The organism is Nonomuraea sp. NPDC050643 (assembly GCF_040654715.1).
Classification (GTDB): Bacteria; Actinomycetota; Actinomycetes; order Streptosporangiales; family Streptosporangiaceae; genus Nonomuraea.
The window spans coordinates 1-13841 of record NZ_JBFAIM010000131.1 but is presented as its reverse complement, the minus strand read 5'-3'; the positions used below and the strand labels follow the sequence as shown (position 1 = coordinate 13841).

General features: G+C 74.0%; 10 protein-coding genes and 1 pseudogene. 5 read left to right on the top strand and 6 right to left on the bottom strand.

The window, feature by feature from the left end; translation table 11 throughout:
• Positions 1-285, top strand: a pseudogene (locus AB0I15_RS65700) (hypothetical protein); the annotation flags it as partial.
• Here AB0I15_RS65700 and AB0I15_RS65695 read toward each other — a convergent pair.
• On the bottom strand, positions 269-733 hold the full coding sequence (locus AB0I15_RS65695) for a MarR family transcriptional regulator (RefSeq protein ID WP_358120641.1): 465 nt from the start codon (positions 731-733) through the stop codon (positions 269-271). The pseudogene AB0I15_RS65700 and the gene AB0I15_RS65695 overlap by 17 nt on opposite strands.
• 179 nt (positions 734-912) lie before the next feature.
• Here AB0I15_RS65695 and AB0I15_RS65690 point away from each other — a divergent pair, with 179 nt between their 5' ends.
• Complete coding sequence (locus tag AB0I15_RS65690) at positions 913-1737, top strand: NAD(P)H-binding protein (RefSeq protein ID WP_358120639.1); 825 nt, start codon at positions 913-915, stop codon at positions 1735-1737.
• Here the strand turns inward: AB0I15_RS65690 and AB0I15_RS65685 are convergent.
• The 4 genes from AB0I15_RS65685 to AB0I15_RS65670 are packed head-to-tail and all read right to left on the bottom strand — an operon-like array spanning position 1734 to position 4704.
• Complete coding sequence (locus AB0I15_RS65685) at positions 1734-2537, bottom strand: IclR family transcriptional regulator (RefSeq protein ID WP_358120636.1); 804 nt, start codon at positions 2535-2537, stop codon at positions 1734-1736. The two genes, AB0I15_RS65690 and AB0I15_RS65685, sit on opposite strands and share 4 nt — an antisense overlap.
• A gap of 15 nt (positions 2538-2552) precedes the next feature.
• On the bottom strand, positions 2553-3485 hold the full coding sequence (locus AB0I15_RS65680; RefSeq protein ID WP_358120633.1) for a PDR/VanB family oxidoreductase: 933 nt from the start codon (positions 3483-3485) through the stop codon (positions 2553-2555).
• Entirely contained in the window at positions 3482-3649 is a 168-nt protein-coding gene (locus AB0I15_RS65675) for a hypothetical protein (RefSeq protein ID WP_358120630.1), read from the bottom strand. Before AB0I15_RS65675 ends, AB0I15_RS65680 begins: the two co-directional genes overlap by 4 nt.
• The gene (locus AB0I15_RS65670; RefSeq protein WP_358120628.1) at positions 3646-4704 is read right to left on the bottom strand and encodes an aromatic ring-hydroxylating dioxygenase subunit alpha; all 1059 of its coding nucleotides are present in this window, start codon (positions 4702-4704) and stop codon (positions 3646-3648) included. Before AB0I15_RS65670 ends, AB0I15_RS65675 begins: the two co-directional genes overlap by 4 nt.
• A 156-nt stretch (positions 4705-4860) precedes the next feature.
• Here AB0I15_RS65670 and AB0I15_RS65665 point away from each other — a divergent pair, with 156 nt between their 5' ends.
• From AB0I15_RS65665 to AB0I15_RS65655, 3 genes are all read left to right on the top strand, one after another.
• Positions 4861-5328 carry a proteasome activator gene (locus AB0I15_RS65665; RefSeq protein WP_358120625.1) on the top strand — a complete coding sequence of 156 codons (468 nt, stop codon included), beginning with the start codon at positions 4861-4863 and terminating at the stop codon, positions 5326-5328.
• A 127-nt stretch (positions 5329-5455) separates the two neighbouring features.
• Positions 5456-9226: a BTAD domain-containing putative transcriptional regulator gene (locus AB0I15_RS65660; protein ID WP_358120622.1), complete on the top strand. Its 3771-nt coding sequence runs from the start codon at positions 5456-5458 to the stop codon at positions 9224-9226.
• A 10-nt stretch (positions 9227-9236) separates the two neighbouring features.
• Positions 9237-9581, top strand: a complete 345-nt coding sequence (locus AB0I15_RS65655) for a hypothetical protein (protein ID WP_358120619.1) — start codon at positions 9237-9239, stop codon at positions 9579-9581.
• A gap of 529 nt (positions 9582-10110) precedes the next feature.
• On the opposite strand, the gene AB0I15_RS65650 is transcribed toward AB0I15_RS65655, so the two are convergent.
• Positions 10111-13731, bottom strand: coding sequence for a LamG-like jellyroll fold domain-containing protein (locus tag AB0I15_RS65650; protein WP_358120616.1), 3621 nt, complete (start codon positions 13729-13731; stop codon positions 10111-10113).
• Positions 13732-13841: the final 110 nt, after the last annotated feature.

The following is a 13841-nucleotide window of genomic DNA, read 5'->3' as shown; positions in this document are numbered from 1 at the left end:
AAGCCACTCCTCAGCGACGTCTCCCTCGGCGTAGAAGCCGGCGAGCGCATCGGCGTCGTCGGACGCAACGGGGGCGGCACCCATCTGGCGCCGCTCGCGCTGTGCGTGGCCGTCGCGCCGATCTTCCGGGTGCTCAGCCGGGGTGGCGACATCATGTGGATCCAGGTGGTCTACCTCTATCCGACCTTCATGCTCTGGCTGGTGACGGCCGCCGCCGTGGGCGTGGCGGTGGTGGCGGCACGCGGCTGCGCCGCCGTACGGCTCCGCCTCACGACTCCCCGGTGAGGCGCTCCGCCTGGGCGCGGCCGACGACGGCGGCCCGGCGGAGGTAGTCGGCGATCAGGGTCAGCTCCGCGTCGTTGTAGCGGTCGAGCACCTCGCCGTACGCCCGGCCCGGGATCTCCCAGGCCGCGCTGATCCGGGTGTGGGCGTCGGGGGCGAGGGAGACCAGGGCCCGCCTGCGGTCGTCGGGGTCGGCCCGCCGGACGACGAGGCCGGCCTTGTCGAGGCGGTCGACCAGGCGGGTGGCCGAGCCGGGGGTCAGGCCCGTGAGGCGGGCGATCTCACCGGTGCTCACCGGGCCCGACTCCAGGTCGAGCAGGGCCACGCACTGCAGGTCCGTGGGGTGGATGCCGAGCCGCTCGGCCATGGCGTGGTTGAACAGCGTGTAGGCCGCGTAGTGGCGCTGGCTCTCGTCGGCGATGCGCCGCATCAGCTCGGCTCGGTTTGACACGGGCGGCTCCATCCTCCACATTAATTGCGTCGCACAATCTATGTGTGGCGCAATCTTTGCGTCACGCCTTAATCCTATCCGGCGCCGTGCCGCCACGCACAGTCTCCCGGCCGTCATCGCCGTCATGCCGCCCCGCGGACCCCGCGCGGCACCACCCCACCGAAGGGATCCCCACCGTCATGACCACTCTCGTCACCGGCGCCCGCGGCGCCGTCGCCACCGCGCTCCTCGGCCTCCTGCGCGAACAGGGCCGCCCGGTCCGCGCGGCCTCCGCCGCCCCCGCCGGCCCGTCGATCGCCAGGTGCGACCTGCGCGACCCGGCCACCTTCGCCACCGCCCTCGCGGGCGTGACCTCGGTGTTCCTGTACGCCGAGCCGTCGCACGCGGACGAGTTCGCCGCGACGGCCGCCGCCGCCGGGGTCGAGCACATCGTGCTGCTGTCCTCGTCGGCCGTCCTGGCGCCCGACCCGGAGGCCAGCCCGCTGGCCACGACGCACCTCGACGCGGAACGGGCCCTGACCGGCTCGTCCGTGCCGAGCACGCTGCTGCGGCCCGGCACCTTCTGCGGCAACGCGCTGGCCTGGTCGTGGCCGGTCAAGGCGGGGACGCCGATCAGCCTGCCGTACCCGGACGCGCACGTCGACGCCGTCCACGAGGCCGACGTCGCGGCGGTGGCGGCCGCCGTGCTCGCCGATCCGGCCGCGCTCGGCGGACGGGCGTACACCGTGACCGGGCCGCAGTCGCTCACGTTCGCCGACCAGATCGGCATCCTGTCCCGCGTCACCGGCCGCGACCTCGCCGTCAAGCCCGTCACCCGCGAGGAGTGGAAGGCGGAGATGGCCGCGTACATGGACGGGCCCACCGGCGACGCGCTCCTCGACTACTGGAAGAGCTGCGACGGCCGCCCGGCCGAGCTCACGCCGGTGGTCGAGGAGCTGACCGGACGGCCCGCGCGCACGTTCGCCTCGTGGGCCGAGGAGCACCGGGCCGCCTTCGTCGGCTAGCCTGCCGCGCCCCCGTCCCGCCGGCGCCGGCGATCGGGGGGCAGCGCGCGGGAGATCGCGCGGGCGCTCGTGCGCAGGAGCGGGGCCAGCGTGCGGGGCGCGGCACTGCCGTAGTGGACGACGAGGGACACCGCCGCCACGACGTTCCCCAGCGCGTCGTGAACGGGGGCGGCGACCGACAGGGCGTCCATGGTGACCTGCCGGTCGCTGACCGCGTAGCCACGGGCGCGGGTGTCGGCGAGCGCGGCGCGCAGGTGGCGGGGATCGGTCATCGTGCGTTCGGTGTAGCGGGTGATGGGGCCGGCCAGGACCTGCTCGCGTACCTCGTCGGGGGCGTGGGCCAGCAGGACGAGGCCGACACCGGTGGCCGTGAGGGCGAACCGGCCGCCCACCCGGGTCAGCACCGGCACGGCCTTGCTGCCCGCGATCCGCTCGACGAACACCACCTCCGTCCCCTCCCGCACCGCGAGCTGCACGTTCTCACGCGTGACCTGGGACAGGTCCTCCAGGTACGGCAGCGCCGCCTCACGCAGCCCCAGCCCGCGCGGAGCGAGCGAGCCGATCTCCCACAGGCGCAGGCCGATGTGATAGCACCCGTCCGCGTCCCGCTCCAGCGCACCCCAGGCCACCAGCTCCGACGCCAGCCGGTGCACGGTCGAGACGGGCAGGCCGGCGTGGCGGGACAGCTCGCTCAGCGTCAGCGCGCGCCGGTCCGGCGTGAACGCGCCCAGGATCTGCAGCGCCCGGGCCACGACCGGGCCGGTGCGCTCGGCCGTCTGCCGGGGGGCGGGGATCGGCACGGACGGCTCCCGGGGTCAGAGGTCGAGGACCAGCTTGGGGCAGGCGGCGCGGGACACGCAGATGAACATGGTGTCATCGGCCGCCCGTTCGGCGGGGGTCAGCAGCGAGTCGCGGTGATCGACCGCTCCGGCGAGCACCGCCGTCTCGCAGGTGCCGCAGGTGCCCTCCCGGCAGGACGACAGGACGTCCACGCCGGCGGCCTCCACGACCTCGAGGATGGAGCGGTCCGGCGGCACGGTCAGGGTGCGGCCGGTCGCGGCGAGCTCCACGTCGAAGGCTCCGGCCGGCGCGTCCTGGGCCCTGGGGGTGAAGCGTTCCACGTACGGCGTGGCGTGGCGTTCCTCGATCGCGGCCAGGAGCGGGGCGGGGCCGCAGCAGTAGACGAGGGTCTCGGGCGTGAGGTCCGCCAGGAGCGCGTCGAGGTCGAGCAGCCCGCGCTCGTCCTGCGGCCACAGCGTCACCCGGTCCCCGCGCAGGCCACGCGCGAACGCCATCGAGGCCCGGGTACGGCCTCCGTAGGCCAGCCTCCACCGCGCGCCGGCCGCGTCGGCGGCCCTGACCATGGGCAGGAGGGGTGTGATGCCGATCCCTCCGGCGATGAACAGGTAACGCGGCGCCGGGTGGAGCGGGAAGTGGTTGCGCGGGCCCCGGGCCAGGACCGCCGTGCCGGGATGGAGCTCGTCGTGGACGTACGCCGAGCCGCCCCGGCCGTCCGGCTCGCGCAGCACGGCGATGCGCCAGGTCGTGCGGTCGGCCGGGTCGCCGCACAGCGAGTACTGGCGTACCAGGTCGCTGGCGAGGAGGAGGTCGATGTGCGCGCCGGGCGCCCAGGCGGGCAACGCGGCGCCGGCCGGGTCACGCAGGTCCAGGACGACCACCCCTTCGGCGGCCCGCTCACGGGCGTGCACGACGAGCTTGCGCTCCCCCACGACAGTGCCCCCGCTCATCGCCCGGCTCCGTGGCCGGTGGGGTGGGCGAGCAGCCACTCCCAGACCTCGACCGGCCCCTCGGCCACGTGCGCGGCGCCGCAGTGGCACGTGCCGCGCAGCAGGTCGCTGCCCGGCAGCCACACCACGCGCAGCACCCCGCGGCCGGTGAGCCCGCCCGTCATGCCCGCCGCCTGCTGGCCCCCGAGCCCTGGCCGGTCAGCCGGGCCAGCAGGCGGCGGGCCGCCAGGCCACCGGTGTCGATGTTGATCGACAGCTCCTGGCAACCCGCGGGCTCGGCGGCGATCACCCGCTCCAGGACGTCGAGCGCGGCCACGTCCTGCAGCACCACGGTGCGGTTCTGCTCGGCCAGGAAGTCCGACACGCCCTGGTCGCCGAGGGCGAAGTCGCGGGCCACGGCCCAGAAGTCGTGCGTGGTGTGCTCGGTCTCGGGCGTGATGGCGTACACGACCTCGACGTGGAAGGCGTCCGGATCACTGCCGTCGGCGCCTGGCCGCACGCCGGGTGGGGCGATGCGCGAGTGCAGCTTGTACAGGCACGGCGGGGTGTACTCGATGTCCTGCCAGCGCATGATGCGCCCGCTCAGGCCGGTGGACTTGGCGTAGAAGGGCGGGCATTCGGCGTCGTCCATGCGGCGGCTGACGTACACGACGCCGGCCTCCTCGTCCACCTCGGTGGTGATCGGCGTGGCGGCCACCTCGGGGGTGCCGATGTAGCCGCCGTGCAGGTACGTCTCGTGCGACAGGTCGAGCAGGTTGTCCACCAGCAGCCCGAACCGCGCCCTGAGCGGCTCCATCCCCGACACCGTGGTCCAGCCGGGCGCATCCAGCCACGGCGCCCGCGGCACGCGGGAGGCGTCGGCCGCGTCCGGGTCGCCGATCCAGACCCACACGAACGAGTCCCGCTCCACCACCCGGTAACTTCGCAGCCGGGCGGTCCGCGGCACCCGCGCCTGCCCGGGCACCGCGACGCAGCCGCCGTCGGCGCCGTAGGTGAAGCCGTGGTAGCCGCACAGCACCTGGTCGTCCACCAGCCGGCTCGGCGCCTCGGAGAGCGGGAAACGGCGGTGCACGCAGCGGTCGGAGACGGCGGTGACGGTCCCGGCACGGGTACGCCAGAACAGGATCGGCTCACCGCAGACGGTCCGGCCGAACAGCTCCTGGCCGATCTCGCGCCCGTACGCGGCCACATACCACTGATCACGGGGAATGCTCGACATGAGGACGATGGTGACCCCGGTCACCCCGGGACGGGAACGCCGCTTCCCGCATGCCGGAAAACGAATGTCCGGGCGCTCGCGTGAGCCGCGGCTGTGGGGGCAGGGCCTTGGGTGACCGCCCCACCTGGGCGATCGGCAGCTACGGGGGACGCTGACATGACTCAAACGCCTGGCCCGACAGGGCCTCAGGAGGGCGACGGCCCGTCCGGATCGCCGCATCCGACGGCGGAATCCGAGATCGAGCGCGTCAAGGAACCCGCGAAACTGCTGCGGGTGAGCGCCATGACGCGCTCGCTGCTCGAGGAGGCGCGCGGGCTCCCACTCGACGAGCACGCCCGCGAGCAGCTCGGGCGCATTCACGCGCGGGCGGTCGAGGAGATCGCCGAGTCGGTCGCGCCGGAGCTGCGGGACGAGCTGGAACGCCTGCTGCCCACCCCGACCGGCCCGCTCAGCCAGACGGAGATCCGCATCGTGCACGGCCAGCTCGTCGGCTGGCTGGAGGGGATCTTCCAGGGCATCAGGACCGGCCTGACCCTGCAGCAGGCCGGCTACGGACCCGACCTGCCGGTGCCGGCGGCGCCACCGCGTCCCACGTCCGGAGGGGACACCGGGCCCTATCTCTGAGGCGGGAGAGCCCGCTGTCGCGTGGCCGGATGAGTCGGATGCCGGCAGATCGTCTATTTCCCTGGAAGTCAGGACGTGACAGAGAGAGGATGCCAGCGGGGTCTTGTGCCCGGGGGAAGGGAGGCACGTGGAACTCCGCGTTCTCGGTCCGCTCGAGGTGGTGGCCGGCGGACTGACGCTGGACCTCGGTGCGGCCAAGCAGCAGGTGGTGCTCGGAGTCCTGCTGCTCCACCCCAACGAGGTCGTCTCGGCGGGCCGGTTGGTGGACGAGGTGTGGGGCGAGGCGCCGCCGCCGACCGCGTCCAAGGTTCTGCAGGGATACGTCTCCGGCCTGCGCAGGATCCTGGGCGGCGAGGCGATCGCCACCCGGGGCCGCGGTTACCTGGCCGTGGTGCCCTCCGGCGCGCTGGACGCCGAGCGGTTCGAGGAGCTGGCGGCGCGGGCGCGCGCGGCGGCCGAGCAGGATCCGGCGCGGGCCGTTGCGCTGTTCAAGCAGGCGCTGTCGCTGTGGCGGGGCGACGCGCTGGCGGGGCTGGACTTCCGGTCGCTGGCGGCCGGTGAGGTCGAGCGGCTGGCCGAGCAGCGGCTCGGGGTCGTCGAGCAGCTCATGGAGGTGGAGCTGACGCTGGGGGCGGACGGCGTGCTCGTGCCGCGGTTGCGGGAGCTGGTGGCCGCGCACCCGTACCGGGAGAAGTTACGCGCCCAGCTCATGCTCGCGCTCTACCGCTCCGGGCGGCAGGCCGAGGCCCTGGCCGTCTACCACGACACCCGGCGGCTGCTCTCCGAGGAGCTGGGCGTGGACCCGGGGCCGGAGCTGCGGCGCCTCGCGGCGAAGGTGCTGGAGCACGCCGAGGAGCTGGAGATACGACCGCCCCCGGCGACCGCCGCAGAGTCCGCCGCAGAGTCTGATGCCGAGCCCGGCGAGCGGGAGGACGTACCGGAGACGCGCCGGCTCGTCACCGTCCTGACCTCCGACGTCGCCGGGAACGGCGCGCCCTTCGAGCGGCTCGACCCCGAGCTGCTGCACCACGTGCTCGACTCCCACGCCCGCGTCTGCGCCGGCGTGGTCGGGCGGCACGGCGGCAGCCTGGAGCGGCTGTCCGGCCACGCGGTGGCGGGCGTGTTCGGGCTGCGCGAGATCCGCGAGGACGACGCCCTGCGGGCCGTGAGCGCCGCGGTCGAGCTGCGCGACGAGCTCGGCGTCTGGCAGGCGGGCGTGGCCCGCGACCACCGCGTCACCCTCACGGTACGGCTCGGCGTCGAATCCGGCGAGGTGTACATCGCCTACGGCGACCAGGGCGAGCCGTCGGCCACCGGCCACGTGTTCAGCGCCGCCGCGCTGCTCCAGCGGTCGGCCCCCGACGGCGGCATCCTGCTCGGCGACCAGGCCCGCCGGCTCGTGGAGGGGGCGGCGCTGCTGGAGCCGCACCCGGCGGCGGACGGCCCCCGGGCGTGGCGGCTGTCCGGGCTCGAACCCGGGCGGCCCTCCGCGGCCCTGTCCGCCGCGCCCTTCGTGGGCCGCCACCCGGAGCTGCACGAGCTGCGGTCGATCCTGGACGAGGTGACCGCGCGGCGGGCCTGCCGCCTGGTCGCCGTGCTCGGCCCGCCCGGGATCGGCAAGTCCCGGCTGGTCCGCCACCTGCTGGAGGACGAGAAGGTGCCGGCCACGATCGCGGCCGCCCGCTGCGTCTCCTACGGCACGGGCGCCGACCACCGCCCCCTGCCGCACCTCCTGCGCCAGGTCCTCGGGGAAGGAGACCCGCGGCGGCGGCTCGATGAGCTCCTGCGGGACGAGCCGCAGGCCGGCCTCATCACCCGGCACGTCATGGGCGCGATCGGCCGCCCCGAGGAGCCGGTCCGCGCCGACGAGACGTTCTGGGCCGTACGCCGGCTCCTCGAACGCGCGGCCGCGCGCCGGCCCCTGATCGTCGTGATCGACGACGTGCACTGGGCGCAGCCCGAGCTGCTCGACCTGCTCGACTACCTCGTCACCTGCTCGACCGGCGCGCCCATCCTGCTGCTGTGCCTGGCCAGGCCCGAACTGCCCGCCGCGTGGGCCACGCCGCGGCCGGGCCGCGACCTGCTCACGCTCGGCCCGCTCGGCGAGGCGGAGGCGTACAAGCTGGCGGAGATCGTGGCGGCGGGCGCCCTCGACCGGGGCGCGACGGCCGACGTGGTGGACGTGGCGGAGGGCAACCCGTTCTTCCTGGAGCAGCTCATCGCGGCGCGGGTGGAGACCGGGACGGCGACCACGCCGGTCACCGTGCAGGCCGTGCTCGCCGCCAGGATCGGCCACCTCGAACCGGGGGAGCGGGCCGTCCTCCAGTACGGCGCCGTCGAAGGCGTCACCTTCCACCGCGGGGCGGTCGCGGCGCTCCTGCGGGACGGCGAACGGGCCGGGCTCGGCGCCGGCCTGATGTCGCTGGTGCGCAAGAACCTCATCCGCGCCGACCGCCCGGCATTCGCCGACGAGGACGCCTTCCGCTGCACCCACGCCCTCATCGGCGAGGCCGCCTACGACAGCCTGCCCAAACGCGCCCGCGCCGGCCTGCACGAGCGGCTCGCGGACTGGCTGAAGGGCAAGCCCGGCGCGCCGCCCGCCACGATCGGCCACCACCTGGAGACGTGCGTACGCCTGCGGGCCGAGCTCGGCCTGTCCGGCGAGCCTGAACGCGCGCTGGCCCGCGAAGCCTCCCAGCGGCTCGCCGAGGCGGCGCCCGCCGCCCTGCTGTACGGGGACGTGGCCGCCGGCGCGCGGCTGTGGGAACGGGCGGTGGACCTCCTGCCGCCCGGCGACGGCATCCGCACCGCGCTGCTGCCCAGGCTCGGCGCGGCGCTGCACGAGGCGGGCCGGTTCGACGAGGCCAACCGGGTGCTGGCCGAGGCGATCGGGCAGGCCGGCGAGCCGCGGGTGGTGGCGCTGGCCGAGGTCGAACGGGAGCGCGTACGCCTGCAGTCCGGATCCGGCTGGGTCCTGGCCGACACCCGCCAGGTGGCCGCCCGCGCCCTGACCACGCTGCGCGGCGACGACCATGGCCGGTGCCGGGCCTGGTGCCTGCGGGCGTCCGCCGACTGGACCGAGGGCCGGGCCGCGGCGGCGGACGAGTCCTGGCGGCGCGCGGAGGAGCACGCCTTGCGGGCGGCCGACGAACGCGAGCTGTACGACATCCTCGGCTGGCGGGCGTCGGCGGCGGCGTTCGGCCCCATGCCGGTGACCGAGGCGCTCGAGCTGTGCGCCCGGATCCGGGAGCGGGTGGCGGCCAGCCCGGCGGCGACGGCCGTCGTCCTGCACCCCCACGGCCTGCTGCTGGCCATGCGGGGCGAGTTCGGCCGGGCCCGCGAGAGTGTCGACGAGGCCAACGAGATCCTCGGCCGGCTCGGCCGGCTGCAGTCGGCGGTCTCCCACCACGAAGCCATGATCGAGCTGCTGGCCGGGCGGCCGGCGGCGGCCGAGGTGCTGCTGCGGGCCGGTTACGACCGCCTGGCCGACCTGGGCGAGCGCACCCTGCTGGCGACGACGGCGGCGATGCTCGCCCGCGCGCTGCACCTGCAGGGACGCGACGAGGAGGCCGAGCGGGCCTGCCGGGTCAGCGAGCGCAACGCCGGCGAGGAGGACATCCCGACCCAGGTCATGTGGCGCGGCGTGCAGGCCCGCGTCCTCGCCGCCCGCGGCGAGGACGCCGAGCCTCTCGCCCGCGCCGCCGTACGGCTGGCCGAGCCCACCGACCTGCTGCCCATCATCGGGGACGCCCTCTCCGACCTGGCAGTGGTCCTGGACGCCGCGGGTTCTCACGGGGAGGCTTGCGCCCAAGCCCGGCGCGGCCTGGACGTGCACGGGCGCAAGGGGAACACCGTGTCGGCCGGGCGGCTGGGGGATTGGCTCGCCGCCCGTCAGTGAGGAGAACGCGATGTCGTTGTCGCAGATCGGCAAGATCGTGGTGGAGGGCGATGAGGTCACGGTGCTGGGGCACCACAGTCCGTCACCGGAGCACGAGGGCAAGACCGTGCACTACTTCTTCGTGATCAGTGCGGACAACCAGGTGCTGCTGCGCGGGAACGTGACAGCGGTCTTCCCGTCCGCGGGGGAGGGCAGGGGCGACTGGGGAGGGCAGCCCGTGCCCCGGCCGAAGAAGCTGGTGGCGGGGCTGGAGACCATCACGACCGTGCTCGGGGTCGTCGACCTGGAGGAGCGGGTCGGATTCCACCTGCTGTCCTGGACCCAGCAGGTCACGGTCACCGGGGAGAGCTGCTGAGCGGATCTACCACGACTGCACCGGGGCTGAACCGGGGCGCTCCATCATCGGAAGTGCCATGGAACCACGCGCACGGATGTCCTCCCGCGGGAGAGAGGGCATCCGGACGCGCGAGGACGGCCCCGGAACGCCGGCGCGGAACCCTCGTCCGTGCCGGCCCGGGCACTACTTGAGCGCCTCCCGGAAACGCCGAAGCGCCCCGCCCGAGGGGGAGCGGGGCGCTTCGGCCTGTGTCACGGCGAGGTCAGGACTACCACGGTGATCCCGCCCGCCGGGCAGCGTACCCGGGTGAGGCCGGCGTTGACGTAGGCACGCCGGCGGCCGCCAGTGCCGTGACGAGAAGGGTCCTGCGCATGGCTGACGGGTCCTTCCGGGAGGAGAAGGATGCCTCCGGCCCCTGTGCGGAGGCATCCGGCCGCGTGGTGTCACGTGGATGCCCCGATCGTGCGGGGACGGGGTTCAGCCCGGGTGCGGTCCCGGTGCAGCGCGGGTAGACCCGTGCTCCGGGGTCCGGAGCACGGGAAAGGGGTCAGTCGCGTCCCGTGGGCCGCGCGCTGAAGGGCGCGAGCGTGATCTTGTCGATCACCGGGGCGTACTGCGAGCGGAGCAGGATCCCGGGGAACGTCTCCGAGGCGTACGTCGTGCCGTCGAAGTTCGGCAGCTCCTCCGAGGAGAAGCGCACCGTGTTGTCGCCCTTCTTCAGGGTCACGGGCACGGTCAGCTCCCAGAAGTTGTTCTCGTGGAAGGAGTGCGGGAAGAACGCCCGCCGCCCGGCGCCCCCGTTCACCGACAGGTCGGCGTGGCGGGCGAGCGGATCCGGGTTGTAGTGCGTCGCCGGCGACTGCTCGGGGTTGGAGTAGCGCACGCGCATGGCGTACATGCCCGCCTCGCCGGCCTTGACGGTGAACGTGAGCGTGTTGGCGTTGCCCGGCTCGCCGCCGACCCCGGTCACCGCCGACCCGCCGCCGGCCAGGGTGAGCGGGGCGACCTTGGCCGTCCCGCCGAGCCGGGCCGACTCGGCCTCGTACGCGGTGGCCGGCAGCGCCGCCGGGCTCGGGCGTACCTCGAGGCGGTCGATGAGCGTGGTGCCGGAGACGCCGGTGACCGTGACCTTGTTGACGCCGCCCGACAGCGACACCACCGCGGAGCGGCCGGCGTCCAGGACCTTCGTGCCGTTGACGGTCATCGACGCCCTGCCGGAGCCGGGCAGCCCGAGGTCGAGCGTGGCCGCGGCGTCCCGGGCGGAGTAGACCCAGAAGGTGACCGACTCGCCGCGTCCGGCCGCGACGACGCCGGAGCCGGAGATGCCGGCCCGCTCGTCGCCCTCGTACCGGGGGTGCGCCCCCTTGAGGTCGGCCAGTTCCGCCTCGTAGATCGCGGTGGCCGCCGCCGGGTTCGGCAGCGAGAGCCGGACGCGGTCCACGATCGCGTCGCCCTTCGTGACCCCGGCGCCGTCGAGGCCGCGCGCCGCCAGCGAGATGACGTGCGTGCCCGCGGTGAGCTGGACCGTGGTGTCCGCGTGGTCCCACACCACCCACTTGTACCCGAGCGGCAGGAACAGCTCCTGCTCCGCGGCCCCGTCCACGCGCAGGAAGACGTTGGTGGGGCCCTGCTCACGGACCCGGTCGAAGGTGTTGAGCGAGTTGGCGAAGACGCTCAGGTCGTAACGGCCCGCCTGCGGCACCTCGACCGTGAAGTCGAGCACCCCGTCCGAGCCGGTGCGCAGCCCGCCGACGTTGTAGCGGCCCGAGGTGTAGAACTTCGACACGTCGGCGGGCGAGCCCTCGGGCCCGTTGCGGCTGTGGCCGGCGCCGGTGTACTTCGCGTCCTCGGCCTCGTACGACCGCTCCCACAGCTTGGGGGAGGGCGCCGTCACGCTGCCCGGCCCCGCCGGGGTGAGGACGATCTCGTACGCCGACGACTCCTTCAGCCGGGGCAGGCCGCCGCGGCCGAAGTCGAAGACCACGGTGCCGTCCTTGACGCGGACGTCGTACTCGGCGACGATCTTCGGCTGGGCCGAGTCGCCGATCTGCCCCGTCCACGGGATCTCCCTGATCCAGGCGTGCACGGTGCGGCCCAGGACGCCGGCCGGGACGTTCTCGAAGCGGATGTGCCCCGCGCTGTCGGCGCCGCCGATGATCGCCCGCGCCTGCCGCTTGCGGCCGTCGAGGGTCGCGACGCCCTGCAGCGTGTAGTTCTGGCCCGGGTAGGGCGGCGTGACCCGCACGGTGTGGCCGCTCATGGACCCGTAGGCGTTGAACAGCCACCACTGGCCGTTGCCCCGGTTGGCCTGCACGGCCGAGTCGGACAGGTTGCCGTCGATGTTCCAGTAGGCGATGTCGGCGTCGACCTTCGACTCCTCGATGGCCGAGATCCACTGGATCATCTGGCCGGGCACCGAGGTGTGGTAGTTGAAGGCGTACTCGTTGACGTTGACGGGCAGCTTCCGGCCGGCGTACGCGGTGCTGGCGAAGACCTCGGCCTCCATCGCGCGGTAGCGCTTGACGCTCGCGCGTACCTGCTCGGGGTGGCTGAGCTCGTGCCAGGTCATGACGTCCGGCACGGTGCCGGCCTCGACGACGTGCTCGAGATAGCCCTTCACCTGGGCGTACAGCACGCTGGTGTTGGGCCCGGCGATGCGCGCGGTGGGCATCCTGCCCTTGATGATCGCGTGGATCTCGTCCCAGGCCCGGAAGTAGTCGCGCGGGTCGCTCAGCCAGCTCACGCCGTTGTAGCTCCACTCGCCGGTGCCGTACATGTTGCCCTCGGGCTCGTTGAACGGCACGAAGACGATGTTGTCCTGATATTTCGCGTCGAGCTGGAGGACCTGATCGACCTGCTTGGCGATCTTCTGCTTGAACAGGTCGATCTTCTCCTGCGGCGTGCTCCCCGGCCACTGGTACGGGAAGCCCCGGTGGATGTCGGTCATGTAGATGTACACGTCGCCGTCGGTGCCGTCGGCCAGCGGCTTGACGACCTCGAGCGCGTCGGCGCCGGGGTGCTGCGGGCCGTCCTGGGCCTTGGTGGACACCGTGCGCAGGCGCATGCCCTCGATCAGGTTGTCACTCGGCACCCCCGGCCCGTACAGGCCGTAGAGCGTGCCGGAGGCGCCGCCGTGGAAGGCGCCGGTGTCCGTGCCGAGGTCGATGACGAGCTGGCCCTCGCGGATCACCGTGACCTGGGCGGTGACGGGCCGGCCGCCGGCGGTCCCGGACACGGTGAACGTGCCCAGCTCGGCGTAGTCGCCCGGGTCCACCGGCGACCAGGTGATGGGCAGGTCGCGGTCGTAGCCGTCGGAGAACGTGGCCCGGACCGTGGCCGGGAGCGGCGGCGCGGTGCCGACGATCGTCCGCAGGTCGAAGGAGTCGCGGGACAGGTCCGTCGGGGTGGGCGGCTCGCCGCCGGCGGTGGCGGCCACCTCCTCGGCCGACAGGGCGGCGGCGTAGACGCGGAAGTCGTCGATCGCGCCGCCGAACAGCGGGTCGGGGTAGAACGAGCGGCCGATGAACCCGGCCGAGGTCGTGGCGGCGTCGACGAGCTGGGCCGCGGTGACGGAGGTCGTGGCCGAGGCGACGGCGGCCCCGTCGAGGTAGGTGGTGACGCGCCGGGCGGCCGTGTCGAGCGTGACCGTCAGCGTCTTCCAGGCGCCGGCGGGCAGGGGCGCGTACCCGGTGACCTGGGCCTCGCCGCCGCCGCCCGAGGTCGTGACGGCCGTGCGCAGCCGCCCGTCCCCGTTGTACGGCGTGCTGAACAGGTAGCGGCTCGTGTCCTTGCCGAGCGCGTAGATCCACTGCCAGGGGGCGATCGTGCCGTCCCAGCGGACGCGCGCCGATACGGTCAGGTCGGTCCTGCCCTGCAGCACGGCCAGGGGGAGCCGCACGTAGGCGCCGTTGGAGTTGGTGGCCCCGCCCGGCAGGTCGAGGGCGTGACCGCCGCCCGCGCCTTCGACCAGGGCCGCGGTGGCGCCGTTGACCAGCGTCCCGTCCAGGCCGTTGCCGGAGGAGTCGGTGATCGTGCCGGTGGTGAGGTCGTCGGCGTCGAACTCGTAGACGAGCGCGGGGGCGGGCGCCGCGTTCGCGGCGGCGGCCGGGACCGTGCATAAGGCGAGGGCGAGGAGGGCGGGGAGGGTGGCTCGGGCGAACGTTTTCACGGCTAGTCCTTTACCGCGCCGGCGGTGACGCCGGCGGCGACGTAGCGCTGGGCGATGATGAGCAGGATGGTGGCCGGGATGGAGGCGATCACGGCGGTGGCCATGATGGC